Origin of the sequence: Vibrio albus (assembly GCF_003144035.1) — a bacterium.
In the GTDB taxonomy this organism is placed as follows: Bacteria; Pseudomonadota; Gammaproteobacteria; order Enterobacterales; family Vibrionaceae; genus Vibrio; species Vibrio albus.
The window spans coordinates 317,464-335,338 of sequence record NZ_QFWT01000002.1 but is presented as its reverse complement, the minus strand read 5'-3'; the positions used below and the strand labels follow the sequence as shown (position 1 = coordinate 335,338).

Below are 17,875 nucleotides of genomic sequence, written 5' to 3'. Positions count from 1 at the left end.
ATGAGTAATAAATTCATCATCACTTGGGACAATATGCAAAGATATTGTCGTCAATTAGCGGAACGCCAAATGCCAGCAGAGCAGTGGAAAGGAATTATTGGCGTAAGTCGTGGAGGACTGGTTCCGGCAGCAATTCTGGCTCGTGAGTTGGGTATTCGTTATGTCGATACCGTTTGTATCTCGAGTTATGACCACGACCATCAACGCGAAATGACCGTGCTTAAAGCGGCAGAAGGTGATGGTGAAGGCTTCCTGATTGTGGATGACTTGGTCGACAGCGGTGAAACGGCCCGAAAAATTCGGGAAATGTATCCGAAAGCGAAGTTCGTGACCGTATGTGCTAAGCCTGCTGGTGCTGATCTTGTTGACGAATATATTGTTGATATTCCTCAGGATACCTGGATTGAACAACCTTGGGATATGGCGTTAACATTTGTTGACCCTGTTAATAAGCAATAAGCTTTTTGTCACAAATGACACAACCGCCACAAAATAAAAAAATGACCCGACGATGGGTCATTTTTTTTATATGATAGGGAGAGTATTCTCAAAAAAATGGTTGGTTATGTCTGATACAAAAAGCAAAAATCTCTCGGAAACCTTGTTTAAGACTCACAAGCAGGCCAAAGAAACCTCTCAGCTAACCAAGTACCTGCCCAGTAGTGTAACGTTACTGGAGGAAAAAAGAGAACGGGAAGACTACTCCTGGTACCGGAACCTGCGCCGGTATCACTGGATCTGGCAGGGGATGGATCCGATAGAGCTGGAAAGAGTTCTGGCAAAAATAGCCTCTTCCCCTAACTCTCGCTCTGAAGATCAGTGGCTGGATACCGTTATAGGTTATCGATCCGGCAATTGGGCCTATGAGTGGACCGCTCTTGGTATGGAGCATCAGAAACAGGCGGCTGGGCTGAAGGGGGATGAAGCGGCCAATGAATACGCGTATGCCAGTTTGTGCTTTGGGCTGGCCGGGTATCCGCACCTGAAAAATGACAATTTAGCCAGTCAGGCTCAGGTGTTAGCCAGTAACGCCTATGACGAGGTAATCAAGCATAGCAGTTATGTAATTAAGCAGATCGACTTTCCTTTTCAGGGTAAGAAAATTCATACCTATCTCCACCTCCCGCACACCGAAGAACCGCTTCCTGTTGTGGTGGTTGGTGCCGGCCTGGACAGTTTGCACAGTGATTTATGGAAACTGTTTCGTGACTATCTGGCCCCCAATAATATTGCCATGCTGATTCTTGATATGCCTTCTATTGGTCACAGTGCACACTGGACTTTGACCGAAAACAGCTGCTCACTGCACCGTGCGGTTTTAGAACAGTTACCTGACTTGCCCTGGGTTGATCATCACAGGGTTGGGCTGCTTGGTTACCGGTTCGGTGGAAATGCCATGGTGCGTCTATCCTTTATGGAGCAGAGTAAAGTCAAAGCGTGTGTTGCGATTGGTGCGCCTATCCATGATTACTTTTCTACAGCGGAAAGAATAAAACGCGCTTCTAAAATGTATCTGGATGTGCTGGCCTCCCGGCTGGGCAAAAGAACCGTGGATTTAAACAGTTTTGCCGGACAGCTGAATGCCTGGTCCTTAAAGTCTCAAGGCTTCTTCTCTGGTCGGAAAACGAAGGTACCTATTTTAGCGGTCTCGTTAGAAGGGGATCCTATCTCCCCTTATTCGGATAATCAGTTGGTCGCGATGTTTAGTCATGGTGGTAAAGCGAAGCAAATTTCGGCCCGCTCTATTTCAGTTGGGTATGAGCAGGCTCTGGATTTAGCTGTAAAATGGCTTCAGGAGGAATTAAGTTGATGACTTTTGTTTCTTTTTGGTTAAAGATAGAACATCTGAGTTACAAATTAGAAACTTAGATTTCATATTCTAAAAAGAAACGGAGACAATTATGACGGAAGTGACGGCTTGTCCCACGCATTTTAGATTGCTGTCTGCGCTAAGAGCTATCGGACCTTATCTGAGAGAAAAAGATTCAGAGGATGGTCAGTATCTATTCGATTGTTTGTCAGTCTGTGTGGATGACAAAAAATCACCGGAAGAGCGCGAGTTTTGGGGGTGGTGGATGGAACTCGAATCCTGTATTGAGGATGAAATAACCCAGAGCTTTACCGCGAACTTTAAGAAAGGGTTATACAATTATTCTGGATGTTGGGAAGCGAAAACTATTCCGGAAGCGGCACAAAAAGAAGTTGCACGAACTCAGAGTGAGTTTATGCAAAAACTCTCTAAGGTCCTGGAAGAGCGCTTTAGTTTAGAGTTCTGCCTGCATGAAGAATCGGCAGAATTTGTGTAATCTTCTTCGCTAAATGCAAAAAAGGCGCTTTAAGCGCCTTTTCCTCTTGTGCAATCTTCTGATGATTGCTAAAACATCATATCTCCTTTTATCCATCTACTTTTTTAATTTTATTCTGATTAGCATGACTACAAACCACAACGGGAATGTTTCCACTACGAAGACCATTGTAGTGAAACTGGGTACAAGTGTACTGACAGGCGGCACTATACATTTGGATCGGGCTCATATGGTTGAGCTGGTTCGCCAGTGTGCAGAGCTGAAAAAACAGGGCCATTCAGTGGTTATTGTCTCTTCCGGTGCGATGGCCGCAGGAAGAGAGCACTTAGATTACCCCGAACTTCCCAAATCGATGGCAAGCCGACAGCTGTTGGCGGCGGTTGGCCAGAGTCAGCTTATTCAGGCATGGGAATCGCTGTTTTCCATTTATGGTATGAAAATCGGTCAAATGCTTCTTACCCGGGCGGATCTGGAAGACCGGGAGCGTTTTCTGAATGCCCGGGATACCATCAATGCCTTAGTCGAAAACGATATTATTCCGGTCGTGAATGAAAACGATGCTGTCGCGACCTCCGAAATTAAAGTGGGCGATAACGATAATCTGTCAGCCTTAGTTGGGATCCTTTGTGGTGCAGATAAGTTGCTGCTGCTGACTGATCAGCCAGGTTTGTTTACGGCCGATCCTCGTAATAACCCAGATGCGGAATTGATTCGTGAAGTAAGAACGATTGATGCCACCTTACGTAAAATTGCTGGCGGAAGCGGAACAACGCTTGGAACCGGAGGCATGGCGACCAAGCTACAAGCGGCAGATATTGCCCGACGGGCCGGTATTGAAGTGATTATTGCGGCGGGCAGCGCCAGGAATGTCATTGCAGACTCGGTTGGTGAGCAGCCACCTGGCACCCGTTTCTTACCATTAGAGGAAGCGTTGGAGAATCGTAAACGCTGGATCTTAGCCGGACCAATGGCTTCCGGTGATATCATCATTGACGATGGGGCGGTAAGAGCGGTTGTTGAACGAGGCAGTAGTCTGTTAGCAAAAGGGGTGACAGAGGTGTCCGGACATTTCGGTCGTGGAGAAGTGGCAAGAGTCCGGAACCAGGAAGGCAAGCTGATAGCCAAAGGTATTGTCAGCTATTCCAGCGTTGACTTAGCAAAAATTACCGGCAAACACAGCAAAGATATCGGTACCATTCTGGGGTATGAATACGGCGCTGAAGTGATGCACCGGGATGATTTAGTTGTAATTCAAGAATAGGGAATGAGAAATGGAATTGATTCAAATGGGAAAGGCGGCTAAAGAGGCCGCTTTCCACCTGGCAACCGCGTCGACAGCACAAAAAAATAAAGCTTTAGCTATCATTGCTGATGAACTGGAAGCCAATGCAGACGTTATTCTGGCAGCTAATGCGCAAGATATAGAAAAGGGCAGAGAAGCGGGGCTTGGCGAAGCTTTGCTTGATCGCCTGCTGCTGAATGAAGAGAGACTGAAAGGCATAGCAAATGACGTACGCAACGTCATCAACCTGAATGACCCGGTAGGCAGTGAACTGGACAGCAAAGTGCTGGAAAATGGTATGTCACTTTCCCGCCGCCGTGTGCCGCTGGGTGTGGTAGGCGTTATTTATGAAGCCCGTCCGAACGTAACTATTGATATTGCAGCGCTATGCCTGAAAACGGGTAATGCGAGTATTTTGCGTGGTGGTAAAGAAACGTTCTTCTCCAATATGGAGCTGGTTAAAGTGATTCAGTCTGCGCTGGAAAAAGCCGAGCTTCCAGCCGCTTCCGTACAGTATATCGAGAAGCCGGATCGCGAACTGGTATCTCAGTTGCTTAAGCTGGATGACTATGTGGACATGATTATTCCGCGCGGTGGTGCCGGGCTGCACAAAATGTGTAAAGAGAACAGCACCATTCCTGTGATCATCGGTGGTTTCGGTATCAGTCATATCTTTGTTGATGAGAGTGCTGACCTGGAAAAATCAGTCGATGTTGTAGAGAACTCCAAGGTACAGCGTCCGTCTGCCTGTAACTCTCTGGATACCCTGCTGGTGCATGAAGCGGTTGCTGCGGAATTTTTGCCTATGCTGGCAGAGCGCCTGAACGAGCGGGTTGCTTTTGTCGCTGAGCCTAAAGCAAAGGCTCTGCTGGGGAATGCCAAAGAATTGCGTGATGCAAAAGAAGGTGACTTCGATACAGAATGGCTAGCTTATACGTTAGGCGTAAAAGTTGTTGCTGATGTGGAAGAAGCCATTGAGCACATGCATGTGCATAATGCCAGCCACTCAGATGCCATCATGACGAACAGTCTGCAGAATTCAGAGCGTTTTATTAATTCGGTTGGCTCAGCGGCTGTGTATGTGAATGCATCGACTCGCTTTACCGATGGTGCTCAGTTTGGTCTGGGGGCCGAAGTGGCCGTTTCTACTCAGAAACTGCATGCACGAGGCCCGATGGGGTTGGAAGAGCTCACCAGTTATAAGTGGGTTGGCAAGGCAAACTATTTACCAAGAGCATAATCATCCGGAGGTGACATGCATTGTCCATTTTGTTCTGAAAAAGACACAAAGGTCATCGATTCCAGACTGGTCGCAGACGGGCATCAGGTTCGCCGCCGCCGTCAGTGTCTGGCTTGTAACGAACGGTTTACTACATTCGAAACGGCGGAACTGGTCATGCCGAAAGTGATCAAGTCTAATGGCAGCCGGGAACCGTTTAATGAAGACAAAATGGTAGGTGGTATGCAGCGGGCGCTGGAAAGGCGTCCGGTTAGCGCCGATGCGGTCGAACTGGCCATCAGTAATATCAAATCTCAGCTGCGTGCGACGGGCGAAAGAGAGGTGCCGAGCGATCTGATTGGTAACCTCGTGATGGATCAGTTGAAGGAACTGGATAAAGTGGCGTATATCCGGTTTGCTTCTGTTTATCGTTCCTTTGAAGATATTCGAGAGTTTGGTGAAGAGATCGCCAGGCTGGAAGATTAAAGGCGTGACGATGGAAGACAGAGAGCACCCGTTTACTTCTTTTGATTATCAGATGATGTCCCGGGCGATTAAGCTCGCCCGGCAAGGCATCTATACCACGGCTCCCAATCCTAATGTGGGTTGTGTGATCGCTAAAGACGGCGAAATAATCGGCGAAGGCTTTCATTTCCGGGCGGGGGAACCACATGCTGAAGTGCATGCGCTTCGGGCGGCAGCAGGTAATACTGCCGGAGCAACGGCGTATGTGACTCTTGAGCCCTGTTCTCACTACGGAAGAACCCCCCCTTGTGCCGAAGCCCTGATAAAATCTCAGGTGACAAGGGTAGTGTGCGCCATGCAGGATCCTAACCCTCAGGTAGCAGGAAGAGGGATCCGAATGCTACAAGAGGCGGGTATTGAGGTTCAGGTTGGCCTGTTAGAACAGGATGCCAAAGCATTAAACCCGGCCTTTATCAAACGCATGCAAACAGGCATGCCGTTTGTGCAGCTGAAAATGGCAGCCAGTCTGGATGGTCGAACGGCTCTGAAAAACGGTGTCTCACAGTGGATTACGTCACCTCAGGCCAGGCAGGATGTACAGGTTTATCGTGCACAGGCCGGTGCTATTCTCTCCTCATCGAAAACCGTTCTGGATGACAACGCCTCGCTTGCTGTACGCTGGGATGAACTGCCAGGTGCATTAAAGCAGAACTATCCTGAACAGGAGCTTCGGCAGCCTGCAAGAGTGATTCTGGATCGTCAGCAGCAGCTCACCTCTGATCTGCGCTTGTATCAGTCCGGAGGAAAGGTTATCCGGATCTTTGGTGAAAACCAATCTACGGACTGTGGTGGAGCGGATATTCAGGTTCCATTGACTGAAAGTGGTCATTTGGACCTGTATCAGGTTCTGCATAAGCTGGCAACCGAGCACAATATTAACCATGTCTGGGTTGAGGCCGGAGCCACACTCGCTGCAAGTTTTATCGAACAGGCGCTGGTGGATGAACTGATTGTTTATATGGCCCCTAAACTGATGGGAGCCGACGGGCAAGGAGTCGTCAACCTGCTTGGTCTGGAGAGTATGGACCAGGCGATCAATCTGAACATCAGAGATGTCCGTATGGTTGGTCCTGATATTCGCCTGGTTGCTGACATAAAGAAAAACGCACAGATAAAGAAAGAGTAAGCGATGTTTACAGGAATTATTGAAGCGGTAGGCACGCTTACCGCAATTACGCCGAAAGGCGAAGATATCTCTATTACCGTTGAGACCGGCAAACTGGATATGAGCGATGTAAAGCTCGGAGACAGTATCGCCACGAATGGTGTGTGTCTGACGGTTGTTGCATTCGGAGCGAATAGTTACACCGCTGACCTGTCTCTGGAAACCTTGAAAATGACCGGGTTTGCCCAATATAAAGCAGGAGACAGAGTCAATCTGGAAAAAGCCATGTTGCCAAGTACTCGCTTTGGCGGACACATTGTGTCTGGTCATGTGGATGGTGTCGGCGAGATTATTGAGCGTAATCAGGTCGGTCGTGCGGTTGAATTCTGGGTGAAAATGCCTGAAGATCTTGTTCGTTATGTGGCACAAAAAGGCTCCATTACCGTGGATGGCATCAGCCTGACGGTGAACGGATTACGCAAAGATGCCTTTAAGCTCACTATCGTACCGCATACTTCAGAGGAAACGACAATGGACCAATTCCAGGTTGGGCGTAAAGTGAATCTGGAAGTCGACGTACTGGCCCGCTATCTGGAGCGCCTTCTACAAGGGAATCAGGAAGCGTCAGGGTCAGAATCCGGACTGACGATGGAATTTCTACAGCAGAACGGCTTTGCTTAATCGTTCTGAATCAATGAATCAATACCGGGAGGCAGTAGTCAGGTTAACAGTGGCTCCCGAACAACAGGAAAGAGATGTCATGGCAATTAGTACTCCGCAGGAAATTATCGAAGATATTCGCTTAGGTAAAATGGTCGTTCTGATGGACGATGAAGATCGTGAAAATGAAGGCGATATTATTATGGCTGCCGAAAAAGTCACGCCGGACGCGATCAACTTTATGGCGAAGTACGGCCGAGGGCTTATTTGCCTGACCATGACCAAAGAGCGTTGTGAAAATCTGGGCCTGCCACCAATGGTGGAAGATAATAATGCTCAGTTTACCACCGCGTTTACGGTTTCTATTGAGGCCGCTGAAGGCGTCACCACTGGGATATCTGCTGCCGATCGGGCAACCACGGTTCTGGCTGCGGTGGCTAAGGATGCGAAAGCTTCTGATTTGGTTCAGCCCGGGCATATTTTCCCGCTATCAGCACAGGATGGTGGCGTTCTGACCCGTGCCGGGCATACGGAAGCCGGATGTGATCTGGCCCGCCTTGCTGGTCTGGAACCCGCTTCAGTGATTGTCGAAGTACTGAATGACGATGGTACCATGGCTCGTCGCCCTGATCTGGAAACCTTTGCCGAAGAGCACGGCATTAAACTGGGCACGATTGCGGATCTGATTGAGTATCGAAACAATACCGAAACCACCATCGAACGGGTTGCTGAATGTAAATTGCCGACTGAGTTTGGTGAGTTTGATTTGGTGACCTACCGCGATACGATTGATAACCAGATCCATTATGCCCTGCGTAAAGGTGAAATAACCGATGAGCCTTGTCTGGTTCGGGTTCACCTGCATGATGTCTTTACCGATGTGTTGCGTTCTAACCGAAATACTGAGCGCAGCTGGACATTGGATACGGCAATGAAACGTATCGGCAGCGAAGGCGGTGTAATGATCATTCTGGGTAACGAAGAGTCTACGGAACTGCTTATCCATCGTGTTAAAGCCTTTGAGCAGCAGGATAAAGGTGAAGCTCCGGCAATGGCGAAGAAACAGGGAACGTCTCGTCGTGTTGGTGTCGGCTCTCAGATTCTGGCGGATCTTGGCGTCAAACGAATGAAGCTACTGTCCTCTGCCTCTAAACGTTATCATGCTCTGTCCGGTTTCGGACTGGATGTCGTGGAATACATCAGCGAGTAGGGCTACACCTCTACATATCGAATCTCATTATCAGCGCCGGTTTTTAGCTCGTACTTTTTCTAGATATACCTCACAGTATTGTGCTAGAATCCGGCGATTCTCACTTGATGAACATAGTTATAAGGAAATCTTATGAAAGTGATAGAAGGCGGATACCCTGCACCTAATGCAAAAGTAGCGATCGTTATTTCTCGTTTTAACAGCTTTATTAACGAAAGCCTGCTGTCTGGTGCTATTGATACCCTGAAACGTCACGGTCAGATTGCTGAAGACAACATCACAGTGGTCCGCTGTCCGGGTGCAGTTGAGTTACCTTTGGTTGCTCAGCGTGTTGCGAAAACTGAAAAGTTTGACGCTATCGTTTCTCTGGGAAGCGTTATCCGTGGTGGTACGCCACACTTTGACTATGTTTGCAGTGAAATGAATAAAGGTCTGGCACAAGTGTCTCTGGAATTCAGTATTCCGGTGGCCTTTGGTGTGCTGACTGTTGATACAATCGATCAAGCTATTGAACGCGCAGGAACCAAGGCTGGTAATAAAGGTGCAGAGGCTGCACTGAGCGCACTTGAGATGATTAATGTTCTTTCTGAATTAGATTCCTAATGGGGGCCAGTGTGAAACCAGCCGCACGTCGTAATGCACGTCAGTTTGCTCTGCAAGCAATTTATTCATGGCAAATTACTAAAGAGAATGTTGCCACTATCGAACAGCAGTTTTTGTCAGGTGGTAAGTATGATGAAGAAGAGCATCATGCCTTAGAACCTTCTCTGGCAACACCAGAAACTGATGTCGATTATTTTCGTGACCTGCTGACCGGCGTTGTACTTAGCCACACTGAACTGGATAGTAAGTTACGCCCGTACCTGTCCCGTCCAATGCAGGATCTGGATATGATGGAACTGGCTCTGCTGCGCATGGCTATGTACGAAATGACTCGCCGTGATGATGTCCCTTACAAAGTGGTCATCAATGAAGCCATTGAGCTGGCTAAGGTGTTTGCTGCTGAAGACAGTCACAAATTCGTGAATGGTGTACTGGATAAAGCCGCGCCTCATGTGCGTAAAAAGTAACTGAATAATGATTAGAAAAGGTCGGCAATTGCTGGCCTTTTTTGTTCTATCTATTCCCAAATTTAATTATTCCTAAGTTTATAAAATTAATATGCCCGGTGAATTCAACCTTATTGAAAAATACCTTGCTAACCGCCAGAACCAGCGCAAAGATGTCGATCTGGCTCTGGGGGATGACTGCGCGTTAGTGCAGCCGCCAGAAAATGCCAGAATTGCAATCAGTACAGATACCCTGGTCGCCGGAACGCATTTTCTTCCGGATGCGAAACCTGAATGGGTTGCCCACAAAGCACTGGCTTCGAATTTAAGTGACTTAGCGGCCATGGGGGCAACACCTGCATGGGTATCCATGGCATTGACGATGCCTGAGCCGGATGAGTCCTGGCTGGAGCCGTTCTGCGATTCATTTTTTGCACTGGCTGATTACTACAGTGTGCAATTGATTGGTGGTGACACCACCAAAGGCCCTTTGAGTATTACTTTGACTGTGCAGGGGTTTGTTCCCCGTGACAGAGCGTTATGCCGCGATGGGGCAAAGGTCGGCGACTGGATTTATGTGACCGGAAACCTTGGAGAAAGCAAAGCCGGGCTGGATGTTATTCTCGACCAGAGTAACCGGGACAAGCCGTTTGCCGATAAGCTGGAACAGCGTCACTATATGTCGACACCGAGGATCCTCGCGGGTCAGTCTCTGCTGAATCTGGCTTCTGCTTGCGTGGATATTTCGGATGGTTTGCTGGCCGATCTTTCACATATTCTTCATCGTTCAGATGTCGGTGCTGTACTCAATATTGACGCCTTACCGGTTTCTGAAGCGCTGACGGCGTTCTGCGGTAGCCATGAACAGGCCCTGAAATATGCTCTCACCAGCGGCGAAGAGTATGAGTTATGCTTTACCGTGCCGGAAGCTTATAAAAACATGCTGGAAGGGGCGCTGGCTCATACCGGTACTCAGATTACCTGCATTGGTCAGATCCGCAGTGGTAATACGCTGGAGCTTCTGGAAGATGGTGAGAAAATAAGTGACGATCAGCAGCTGCGATGGCTGGCTGAGGGATATGAACATTTTAAGGGTTAAAGGACTGTCATGAATAATCCGGTAGAAAAGCTCTCTCTGAGTAATATCTGGCACCTTCTGGCGACCGGATTTGGCAGTGGTCTGTCACCGGTGGCTCCGGGTACCTTCGGCACCTTAGCGGCGATTCCGTTTTACCTGCTGTTGGTTCAGCTACCGTTACCTGCCTACATGGCTGTTGTGATCGTATCCTGTGTGGTAGGGATTAAGATCTGTCAGGAAGCGACCGATGCCATGGGTGTGCATGATCATGGCTCGATAGTGTGGGATGAGTTTGCCGGTTTATGGATCACCATGAGCGTGATTCCGGCCCTGAACCTGGACCCTTATGAGTGGAAATGGATCATCGGTGGCTTTTTGCTGTTCCGTCTGTTCGACATTATCAAACCCTGGCCAATTGGCTGGGTGGATAGAAGAGTTCACGGCGGTTTAGGTATTATGGCCGACGATATTCTGGCCGGGATGATGGGCGCGGTGGTGCTGTGGGGCATCGTTAAATTTTTCTAGAGACTAGACCGCTTCGCTGCTAGAAACTATAAAACCCAATAAATTTATTCATAAAGATTATTATTGGGTTTCTGTATTCTCAAAGCGAAGCGCTCTGTAACCTCTCTAGTCTCTAGTCTCTAGTCTCTAGTCTCTAGCCCAGATATTCCCGAACCGCTTGCTCAATACCCTCTGCATCCAGCCCAAGCTCAGCCAGAATTTCTTGCTGTGTGCCTTGCGGGACAAACTTATCCGGCAGGCCCAGATTCAGTACCGGCTTAATCAGCTTTTCCTGCATCATAAACTCAACGACACCACTACCAGCACCGCCTGCTGTCACGTTTTCTTCCAGAGTGACCAGAACATCATGGTTTGCAGCCAGTTCCCGGATAAGAGCTTCATCCAGAGGCTTAACAAAGCGCATATCCGCAACGGTGGCATCAAGTTTTTCAGCGGCGTTCATTGCATTCGACAGCAGGGTACCGAAGCTGAGGATGGCGACAGACTTGTTTTCTGCCTGAGAAGCGCCGGTGGACTGACGAACAATCCGGCCTTTGCCGATTTCCAGTGCCGTCATGGTTTTCTGGATAGCAGAACCGGTGGCACTGCCACGAGGATAGCGAACGGCGCTAGGCCCGGTGTGTTTATGACCAGTGTATAGCATCTGACGGCATTCGTTTTCATCACTTGGTGCCATGATCACCATATTCGGGATACAGCGCATAAAGCTGAGATCAAACGCTCCCTGGTGGGTCTGGCCATCGGCACCAACGATACCGGCCCGGTCGATGGCAAACATCACCGGCAGATCCATAATCGCGACATCATGAATCAGCTGATCGTAGCCACGTTGCAGGAAGGTGGAGTAGATAGCCACAATCGGATGGTTCCCACCGATAGCCATACCGGTAGCCAGTGTCACTGCGTGTTGTTCGGCGATGGCAACATCAAAATATTGATCTGGGTATTCGCGGGAAAAACGGACCATGCCTGAGCCTTCCCGCATGGCAGGAGTAATCGCCATGAGTTTAGGGTCTTCTTCCGCTATATCGCAGAGAAAATCGCCGAACACCTGAGAAAAAGTCGGTTTGGTACCATTACTTTTAGGCAGGCTGTCGTGTTTTGGATCAAACTTAGGAACGCCGTGATAGCCGATAGGATCTTTCTCTGCCGGCTCATAGCCTTTACCCTTTTTGGTCATAATGTGCAGGAACTGCGGACCTTTCAGGTTACGCATGTTCTTAAGGGTTTTCACCAGCTCGTTAACATCGTGTCCGTCTACCGGACCAATGTAATTAAAACCAAACTCTTCAAACATGGTGCCGGGTACCACCATGCCTTTCAGGTGTTCTTCGGTGCGGCGTACCAACTCTTTGATGGGTGGAACACCGGACAGGACTTTTTTCCCGCCTTCACGAATCGAGGTATACAGACTGCCGGACAGGATTTGTGCCAGGTGATTATTCAGAGCACCAACGTTCTCTGAAATAGACATTTCGTTGTCATTCAGAATGACCAGCATATCCGGGTGAATATCACCGGCATGGTTCATCGCTTCGAATGCCATACCGGCCGTAATGGCACCATCACCTATGACACTGACCACTTTGCGGTCTTTGCCTTCTTTCTCGGCTGAAATAGCCATGCCCAGAGCGGCACTGATAGAAGTTGAAGAGTGGCCAACAGACAGAACATCGTATTCACTCTCTTCGCGCCATGGGAAAGGGTGCAGCCCGTCTTTCTGGCGGATGGTCGTGAGTTGTTCCCGGCGTCCGGTCAGGATCTTATGTGGGTAAGCCTGGTGACCCACGTCCCAGACCAGCTTATCAAAAGGGGTGTCATAGACGTAATGAAGCGCAACGGTAAGTTCGACGACACCCAGACCCGAGGCCAGGTGCCCGCTGGACTGGCTGACCGAATTCAGAAGATAGGTTCTCAGCTCACTGCATAGCCCTGGAAGCGCCTCTTTGGGAAGGGCGCGTAATTCATCTGGTGTATCGGCAAGAGCCAGTGTCGGATATTTTGAAATATCAAGAGTCATAGGTTGCGCTTTCTTATTGTGTTAGTTTTTGCGCTCGACGACATATCGGGCGAACTCTTCAAGTAATTGCGTATTGTAAGGGATTGAGTCCAAAGCATGAAGTGCCTCGGTCAAAAGATTCTGAGCTTTTTGTCTTGCGCCTTCTAAACCCAGCAGTGAGGGGTAGGTTGATTTGTTCTGTGCTTCGTCGGATCCCTGAGGCTTCCCCAGAGTTTCGGTGTCACTGATAATATCCAGGATATCATCCTGAATTTGAAAGGCGAGGCCGACTGCATCGGCATATGCCTCTAACTGGGGCAGAATCGCCCGGCCTTTTTCACCCGCAGCCAATGCACCTAATATGACCGCACATTTAATTAATGCACCGGTTTTATTATTGTGGATTTGCCTAAGCTCTTCGAAGGAGACGGTACGGTTTTCAGCTTCCAGATCCAGGGCCTGCCCCAGACACATCCCGCGAGCGCCTGAAGCATGAGCGAGTGCCTGGATCATTTTCACCCGGTTACTTTCTGCATCAACCGAGAGTTTTCCTTCCGCAAGTATACTAAAAGCCAGTGTCTGTAAGGCATCACCGGTTAGTATTGCGGTCGCTTCATCAAATTTGATATGACAGGTAGGTTGCCCACGCCGGAGGTTATCATCGTCCATAGCCGGAAGATCATCATGGATCAGGGAATAAGCATGAATACATTCAATGGCCGAGGCGGGAGTATCTAATGCTTCCAGAGAGCACCCCAGCATTTCACCGGTAATATAGACAAGATAGGGGCGCACCCGCTTTCCGCCCAGAAGCAGTCCGTAACGCATCGCCTGGATGAGAGATTGATCCTGAAACTCCGGGGTATCCAGCCAGTGGCTTAGTTGGTCGTTATTGCGTTCCTGATAAAAGGAAAGGGTGGCTACCATTGACGGCTACTCTTCATTTGTCAGGTGATTATCAAAATCAACAAGTTCTGCACTGTCATCCTCTGAAAGAAGGATGGATACCCGTTGTTCCGCTTCTGTCAGCTTAGACTGACCTGCCCGCGCCAGTGAAATGCCCCGCTCGAATTTTTTTAATGCATCTTCCAGAGCCAGTTCACCGGTTTCCAGTTGGTTTACCAGTGTGTCCAGCTCTTCGAGAGTGGCTTCAAAGGTCATGTTTTCGGGTTTTTTACTGGCCATGATGTTTCTGCTCGCGATAGGCATTTTGGAAAAGTGTTGGAAACTTACCTTAGGGAGGGGGAATGGTCAAATTGGATGTATAAAAAATAATGATTAAATACTTCTTTAGGATACTTTGGTCGTGTGGCTTGGCAATCGTTTCAGCAAGGCTTATTCTGTGTGAGGAATCCGTGCAACAGATATAAATGTGAATGAAGGTCGCAAATAACGGGCTAAAAAAAAGGTAAGTTAGCTAAAAAAATTAAGATTGTTGCCGATAAATAGAGTATTCCCACTGATTACAATAGATCAGCGCAAGAGGTGAAAAGTGGATTTAGGCACGTTAATAGGTTTAATTGGTGGTTTCGGCTTCGTTATCATGGCGATGATTCTCGGCGGCAGTCTGGGAATGTTCATGGATACCGTTTCCGTCCTTATCGTCGTCGGTGGTTCTGCCTGTGTTGTAATGATGAAATTTACGCTGGGGCAGTTCTTTACGGCGTTTAAAGTTGCCGGCAAGGCATTTATGTATAAAACCGATGAGCCGGAAGAACTCATTGCACGCATTGTTGAAATGGCTGATGCGGCACGTAAAGGTGGTTTTCTGGCTCTTGAAGAGATGGAAATTTCCAGCAGCTTTATGCAGAAAGGTATCGATTTGCTGGTGGACGGCCATGATGCGGAAGTCGTACGTGCTGCTCTGCAAAAAGATATCGCATTAACGGATGAACGGCATACGCAGGGGAGTGAGGCGTTCCGCGCATTTGGTGATGTTGCTCCGGCGATGGGGATGATCGGTACACTGGTGGGGCTGGTTGCGATGTTGTCTAACATGGATGACCCGAAATCTATCGGACCGGCAATGGCCGTTGCATTGTTGACGACGCTGTATGGTGCGGTACTGGCAAATATGCTGTTTTTCCCGATAGCCGATAAGCTGTCATTGCGTAAGGATCAGGAAAAACTGAACCGTCGTCTGATCATGGATGGGGTGCTTGCTATTCAGGATGGCCAAAACCCTCGGGTGATCGACGGTTATCTGAAGAACTATCTGAATGAGAAGAAACGTGCTCTTGATGTCGACAAAGAGTAATCGGGAGCTGGGCTGAGAGATGGATGAAGAACAAGATTGCAAATGCCCGCCACCTGGTCTCCCGGCCTGGATGGGTACCTTTTCTGATTTGATGGCACTGCTGATGTGTTTCTTCGTACTTCTGTTGTCGTTCTCCGAGATGGATGTACTGAAGTTTAAGCAGATTGCCGGCTCGATGAAATTTGCCTTCGGGGTGCAGAGTCAGCTGGAAGTGAAAGATATTCCCAAAGGTACCAGTGTGATTGCTCAGGAATTCCGTCCCGGACGTCCTGAGCCTACGCCGATTGATGTCATCATGCAGCAGACCATTGATATTACACAGCAGACTCTGGATTTTCGTGAAGGTGAATCGTCCAGTGCGGGGGGCAAACAGCGAGAAGAAGGTAAGCAGGTCGGTGGTCGTTCTCCGGAAACATCCACCACGATGAAAGAGAGCCAGCAGGCTCAGTCTGAGCAGACACAGCAACAGGTAGAAGAAAATCAGCAGTCCGAAGCGATGTCTGAAGAAATGGAAACGCTGGAAGAAAGCCTGAAAAAAGCACTGGAACGGGAAATCGATAAAGGGGCGATTGAAGTAGAAAACCTGGGGCAGGAAATTGTGATCCGTATCCGGGAGAAAGGTGCTTTCCCGGCCGGCTCGGCATTCTTGCAACCTAAATTCCGTCCTCTGGTCAGGCAGATAGCTGATTTGGTCAAAGACGTTCCGGGTATCGTTCGGGTGTCTGGCCACACCGATAACCAGCCTCTGGACTCTGAGCTTTATCGCTCAAACTGGGATCTCTCTTCCCAGCGAGCCGTCTCCGTGGCACACGAAATGGAGAAAGTGAAAGGGTTTGATCACCTCAGGCTGCGTGTTCGGGGTATGGCTGATACTGAGCCTCTGAATGATAATCAAACCATGGAAAAACGGGCTCGTAACCGGAGAGTTGAGATAAGTATCCTACAAGGTAAGCCTCAGTTTAGTGATGAAGTCAGTGTAGGTGAGGGGCAGTAATTGCCTCTCCCTTTTTCTCTCCGTCTATTTATTCCTCTTTACCCCAAACTCATGTATAATTTCGCGCCTTAATTTTTACTCAGATCAGCGAAGTCATCATGAAATTTATCGTTAAGCCACATCCGGAAATTTTTGTTAAAAGTGATTCGGTACGTAAGCGTTTTATCCGAATTCTGGAATGTAATATTCGCAATATCATCAAAAATAAAACCGAGTCGGTGGCGGTATTCAATCGTCGTGATCATATTGAAGTTACTTCTGAGAGCGATGAATATTATGAGGATGTTCTGGCTGTCATGACCCAGACTCCGGGTATTCATCATGTGCTGGAAGTGCAGCAGTCTGAGTTTAAAGATAAGCACGATATCTATGAACAAGTTCTGGCGCTGAGCGGTAGTAAGATCGAGAACAAGACTTTTGTTGTCAGGGTTAAACGCCGTGGTAAACATGATTTTACCTCTATCGAGCTTGAACAGTATGTAGGCGGTGGCCTTAATCAGGCTGTAGAAAGTGCCAAGGTAAAACTGCGTAATCCAGACGTGACGGTGAACCTGGAAGTTTCCGGTGATAAGCTGAATCAGATCCTTGCCCGCCATAAAGGCTTGGGCGGTTTCCCGCTGGGAACACAGGAAGATGTACTGAGCCTGATTTCCGGAGGCTTTGACTCTGGTGTGTCCAGCTATCTGCACATTAAGCGTGGCTCGAAAACTCATTACTGCTTCTTTAACCTTGGTGGCCCTGCGCACGAGATTGGTGTAAAGCAGGTTTCCCATTTCCTATGGAGTAAGTACGGTTCGTCTGCCAAAGTGAAGTTTATTGCGGTGGATTTTGAGCCGGTTGTTGCTGAGATCCTGGAAAAAGTGGATGACGGCCAGATGGGTGTGGTTCTTAAGCGGATGTTTATGCGTGCCGGTGGGATGCTGGCCGAGAAATTCGGTATTCAGGCTTTGGTGACCGGTGAAGCGCTGGGTCAGGTATCCAGCCAGACGCTGACCAACCTGCGTCATATTGATGGCGTGACCGATACCCTGATCTTGCGTCCGCTGATCAACTGGGATAAAGAAGATATTATCGATCTGTCCCGTGAAATCGGTACGGAAGATTTCGCTAAAACGATGCCTGAATATTGCGGTGTGATCTCCAGAAAGCCAACGGTTAAAGCGATAAAAGCGAAGCTTGAAGCGGAAGAAGAGAAGTTTGATTTCTCTATCCTGGAGCAAGTGGTGTACAACGCTCGCGTGATGGACATTCGTGATATCGGTAAAGAGAGCGAGCAGGAAGCGCCGGAAGTTGAACTGGTGGATGCAGTGCACGAGCATGCTATCGTGCTGGATATCCGCAGCCCGGATGAAGAAGATGAAAACCCGCTGGAAATCGACGGTGTGGAAGTCACGCACCTACCTTTCTATAAGCTGGGAACGAAATTCGGCGATCTGGATCAGTCTAAAACCTACCTGCTGTATTGTGATCGTGGTGTGATGAGCCGCCTTCAGGCCCTGTATCTGAAAGAGCAGGGGTTTGAGAACGTGAAGGTGTATCGTCCTTAACTTCGTCAGACTACAGAGCGGACGCTAGCGTCCTGAAGAATACAGAAATTCATTGGCTGGGTTTCTGTATTCTTAAAGCGTAGCGCTCTGTACTCTTTCTAGCCTCTAGCCTCTAGCCT

19 protein-coding genes are annotated in these 17,875 nt (G+C 48.7%); 16 read left to right on the top strand and 3 right to left on the bottom strand.

The annotated features are described in order from the left end of the window. The 13 genes from gpt (at position 1) to pgpA (ending at position 10,959) form a co-directional block, all read left to right on the top strand. Positions 1-459 carry a xanthine phosphoribosyltransferase gene (gene gpt, locus DI392_RS05180; RefSeq protein WP_109318841.1) on the top strand — a complete coding sequence of 153 codons (459 nt, stop codon included), beginning with the start codon at positions 1-3 and terminating at the stop codon, positions 457-459. Between the two features lie 106 nt (positions 460-565). Next, positions 566-1,810 carry an esterase FrsA gene (gene frsA / locus DI392_RS05175; RefSeq protein WP_109318840.1) on the top strand — a complete coding sequence of 415 codons (1,245 nt, stop codon included), beginning with the start codon at positions 566-568 and terminating at the stop codon, positions 1,808-1,810. 91 nt (positions 1,811-1,901) lie between these two features. Further along, positions 1,902-2,306, top strand: a complete 405-nt coding sequence (crl, locus tag DI392_RS05170) for a sigma factor-binding protein Crl (RefSeq protein ID WP_109318839.1) — start codon at positions 1,902-1,904, stop codon at positions 2,304-2,306. Between the two features lie 124 nt (positions 2,307-2,430). Beyond that, positions 2,431-3,567 (top strand): glutamate 5-kinase, encoded by a 1,137-nt coding sequence (gene proB, locus DI392_RS05165; protein ID WP_109319030.1) that lies wholly within the window; start codon positions 2,431-2,433, stop codon positions 3,565-3,567. 10 nt (positions 3,568-3,577) lie between these two features. After that, on the top strand, positions 3,578-4,828 hold the full coding sequence (locus DI392_RS05160; RefSeq protein WP_109318838.1) for a glutamate-5-semialdehyde dehydrogenase: 1,251 nt from the start codon (positions 3,578-3,580) through the stop codon (positions 4,826-4,828). Between the two features lie 15 nt (positions 4,829-4,843). Continuing rightward, complete coding sequence (gene nrdR / locus DI392_RS05155) at positions 4,844-5,293, top strand: transcriptional regulator NrdR (protein ID WP_109318837.1); 450 nt, start codon at positions 4,844-4,846, stop codon at positions 5,291-5,293. Positions 5,294-5,303: 10 nt separating this feature from the next. After that, on the top strand, positions 5,304-6,458 hold the full coding sequence (gene ribD, locus DI392_RS05150) for a bifunctional diaminohydroxyphosphoribosylaminopyrimidine deaminase/5-amino-6-(5-phosphoribosylamino)uracil reductase RibD (protein ID WP_109318836.1): 1,155 nt from the start codon (positions 5,304-5,306) through the stop codon (positions 6,456-6,458). A 3-nt stretch (positions 6,459-6,461) separates the two neighbouring features. Further along, on the top strand, positions 6,462-7,118 hold the full coding sequence (locus DI392_RS05145) for a riboflavin synthase (RefSeq protein ID WP_109318835.1): 657 nt from the start codon (positions 6,462-6,464) through the stop codon (positions 7,116-7,118). Between the two features lie 79 nt (positions 7,119-7,197). Continuing rightward, positions 7,198-8,307, top strand: coding sequence for a bifunctional 3,4-dihydroxy-2-butanone-4-phosphate synthase/GTP cyclohydrolase II (gene ribBA, locus DI392_RS05140; RefSeq protein ID WP_109318834.1), 1,110 nt, complete (start codon positions 7,198-7,200; stop codon positions 8,305-8,307). Positions 8,308-8,439: 132 nt separating this feature from the next. Further along, positions 8,440-8,910: a 6,7-dimethyl-8-ribityllumazine synthase gene (gene ribH / locus DI392_RS05135; RefSeq protein WP_109318833.1), complete on the top strand. Its 471-nt coding sequence runs from the start codon at positions 8,440-8,442 to the stop codon at positions 8,908-8,910. After that, positions 8,910-9,377 (top strand): transcription antitermination factor NusB, encoded by a 468-nt coding sequence (gene nusB / locus DI392_RS05130; protein WP_109318832.1) that lies wholly within the window; start codon positions 8,910-8,912, stop codon positions 9,375-9,377. Before ribH ends, nusB begins: the two co-directional genes overlap by 1 nt. A gap of 91 nt (positions 9,378-9,468) precedes the next feature. Further along, a complete protein-coding gene (thiL, locus tag DI392_RS05125; RefSeq protein WP_109318831.1) occupies positions 9,469-10,455 on the top strand; it encodes a thiamine-phosphate kinase in 987 nt (328 codons plus the stop codon). A gap of 9 nt (positions 10,456-10,464) precedes the next feature. Next, a complete protein-coding gene (gene pgpA / locus DI392_RS05120; RefSeq protein ID WP_109318830.1) occupies positions 10,465-10,959 on the top strand; it encodes a phosphatidylglycerophosphatase A in 495 nt (164 codons plus the stop codon). Between the two features lie 133 nt (positions 10,960-11,092). Here the strand turns inward: pgpA and dxs are convergent, their stop codons facing one another. From dxs to xseB, 3 genes are read right to left on the bottom strand one after another with little or no spacing between them, the layout of a single operon-like run. Next, complete coding sequence (gene dxs / locus DI392_RS05115) at positions 11,093-12,979, bottom strand: 1-deoxy-D-xylulose-5-phosphate synthase (RefSeq protein WP_109318829.1); 1,887 nt, start codon at positions 12,977-12,979, stop codon at positions 11,093-11,095. 21 nt (positions 12,980-13,000) lie between these two features. After that, positions 13,001-13,885 (bottom strand): (2E,6E)-farnesyl diphosphate synthase, encoded by an 885-nt coding sequence (ispA, locus tag DI392_RS05110; protein ID WP_109318828.1) that lies wholly within the window; start codon positions 13,883-13,885, stop codon positions 13,001-13,003. Positions 13,886-13,891: 6 nt separating this feature from the next. Continuing rightward, the gene (xseB, locus tag DI392_RS05105) at positions 13,892-14,143 is read right to left on the bottom strand and encodes an exodeoxyribonuclease VII small subunit (RefSeq protein WP_109318827.1); all 252 of its coding nucleotides are present in this window, start codon (positions 14,141-14,143) and stop codon (positions 13,892-13,894) included. Positions 14,144-14,450: 307 nt separating this feature from the next. Here xseB and pomA point away from each other — a divergent pair, with 307 nt between their 5' ends. From pomA to thiI, 3 genes are all read left to right on the top strand, one after another. Further along, the gene (gene pomA, locus DI392_RS05100) at positions 14,451-15,215 is read left to right on the top strand and encodes a flagellar motor protein PomA (RefSeq protein WP_109318826.1); all 765 of its coding nucleotides are present in this window, start codon (positions 14,451-14,453) and stop codon (positions 15,213-15,215) included. Positions 15,216-15,234: 19 nt separating this feature from the next. Continuing rightward, on the top strand, positions 15,235-16,209 hold the full coding sequence (locus tag DI392_RS05095) for a flagellar motor protein MotB (protein WP_109318825.1): 975 nt from the start codon (positions 15,235-15,237) through the stop codon (positions 16,207-16,209). A 98-nt stretch (positions 16,210-16,307) separates the two neighbouring features. Then, a complete protein-coding gene (thiI, locus tag DI392_RS05090; RefSeq protein ID WP_109318824.1) occupies positions 16,308-17,756 on the top strand; it encodes a tRNA uracil 4-sulfurtransferase ThiI in 1,449 nt (482 codons plus the stop codon). Positions 17,757-17,875 lie beyond the last annotated feature (119 nt).

What these genes read in the sequence shown, in the direction of transcription:
- gpt (WP_109318841.1), top strand. Translation starts at nt 1, where the DNA reads ATGAGTAATAAATTCATCATCACTTGGGACAATATGCAAAGATATTGT.
- frsA (WP_109318840.1), top strand. Translation starts at nt 566, where the DNA reads ATGTCTGATACAAAAAGCAAAAATCTCTCGGAAACCTTGTTTAAGACT.
- crl (WP_109318839.1), top strand. Translation starts at nt 1,902, where the DNA reads ATGACGGAAGTGACGGCTTGTCCCACGCATTTTAGATTGCTGTCTGCG.
- proB (WP_109319030.1), top strand. Translation starts at nt 2,431, where the DNA reads ATGACTACAAACCACAACGGGAATGTTTCCACTACGAAGACCATTGTA.
- DI392_RS05160 (WP_109318838.1), top strand. Translation starts at nt 3,578, where the DNA reads ATGGAATTGATTCAAATGGGAAAGGCGGCTAAAGAGGCCGCTTTCCAC.
- nrdR (WP_109318837.1), top strand. Translation starts at nt 4,844, where the DNA reads ATGCATTGTCCATTTTGTTCTGAAAAAGACACAAAGGTCATCGATTCC.
- ribD (WP_109318836.1), top strand. Translation starts at nt 5,304, where the DNA reads ATGGAAGACAGAGAGCACCCGTTTACTTCTTTTGATTATCAGATGATG.
- DI392_RS05145 (WP_109318835.1), top strand. Translation starts at nt 6,462, where the DNA reads ATGTTTACAGGAATTATTGAAGCGGTAGGCACGCTTACCGCAATTACG.
- ribBA (WP_109318834.1), top strand. Translation starts at nt 7,198, where the DNA reads ATGGCAATTAGTACTCCGCAGGAAATTATCGAAGATATTCGCTTAGGT.
- ribH (WP_109318833.1), top strand. Translation starts at nt 8,440, where the DNA reads ATGAAAGTGATAGAAGGCGGATACCCTGCACCTAATGCAAAAGTAGCG.
- nusB (WP_109318832.1), top strand. Translation starts at nt 8,910, where the DNA reads ATGGGGGCCAGTGTGAAACCAGCCGCACGTCGTAATGCACGTCAGTTT.
- thiL (WP_109318831.1), top strand. Translation starts at nt 9,469, where the DNA reads ATGCCCGGTGAATTCAACCTTATTGAAAAATACCTTGCTAACCGCCAG.
- pgpA (WP_109318830.1), top strand. Translation starts at nt 10,465, where the DNA reads ATGAATAATCCGGTAGAAAAGCTCTCTCTGAGTAATATCTGGCACCTT.
- dxs (WP_109318829.1), bottom strand. Translation starts at nt 12,979, where the DNA reads ATGACTCTTGATATTTCAAAATATCCGACACTGGCTCTTGCCGATACA.
- ispA (WP_109318828.1), bottom strand. Translation starts at nt 13,885, where the DNA reads ATGGTAGCCACCCTTTCCTTTTATCAGGAACGCAATAACGACCAACTA.
- xseB (WP_109318827.1), bottom strand. Translation starts at nt 14,143, where the DNA reads ATGGCCAGTAAAAAACCCGAAAACATGACCTTTGAAGCCACTCTCGAA.
- DI392_RS05095 (WP_109318825.1), top strand. Translation starts at nt 15,235, where the DNA reads ATGGATGAAGAACAAGATTGCAAATGCCCGCCACCTGGTCTCCCGGCC.
- thiI (WP_109318824.1), top strand. Translation starts at nt 16,308, where the DNA reads ATGAAATTTATCGTTAAGCCACATCCGGAAATTTTTGTTAAAAGTGAT.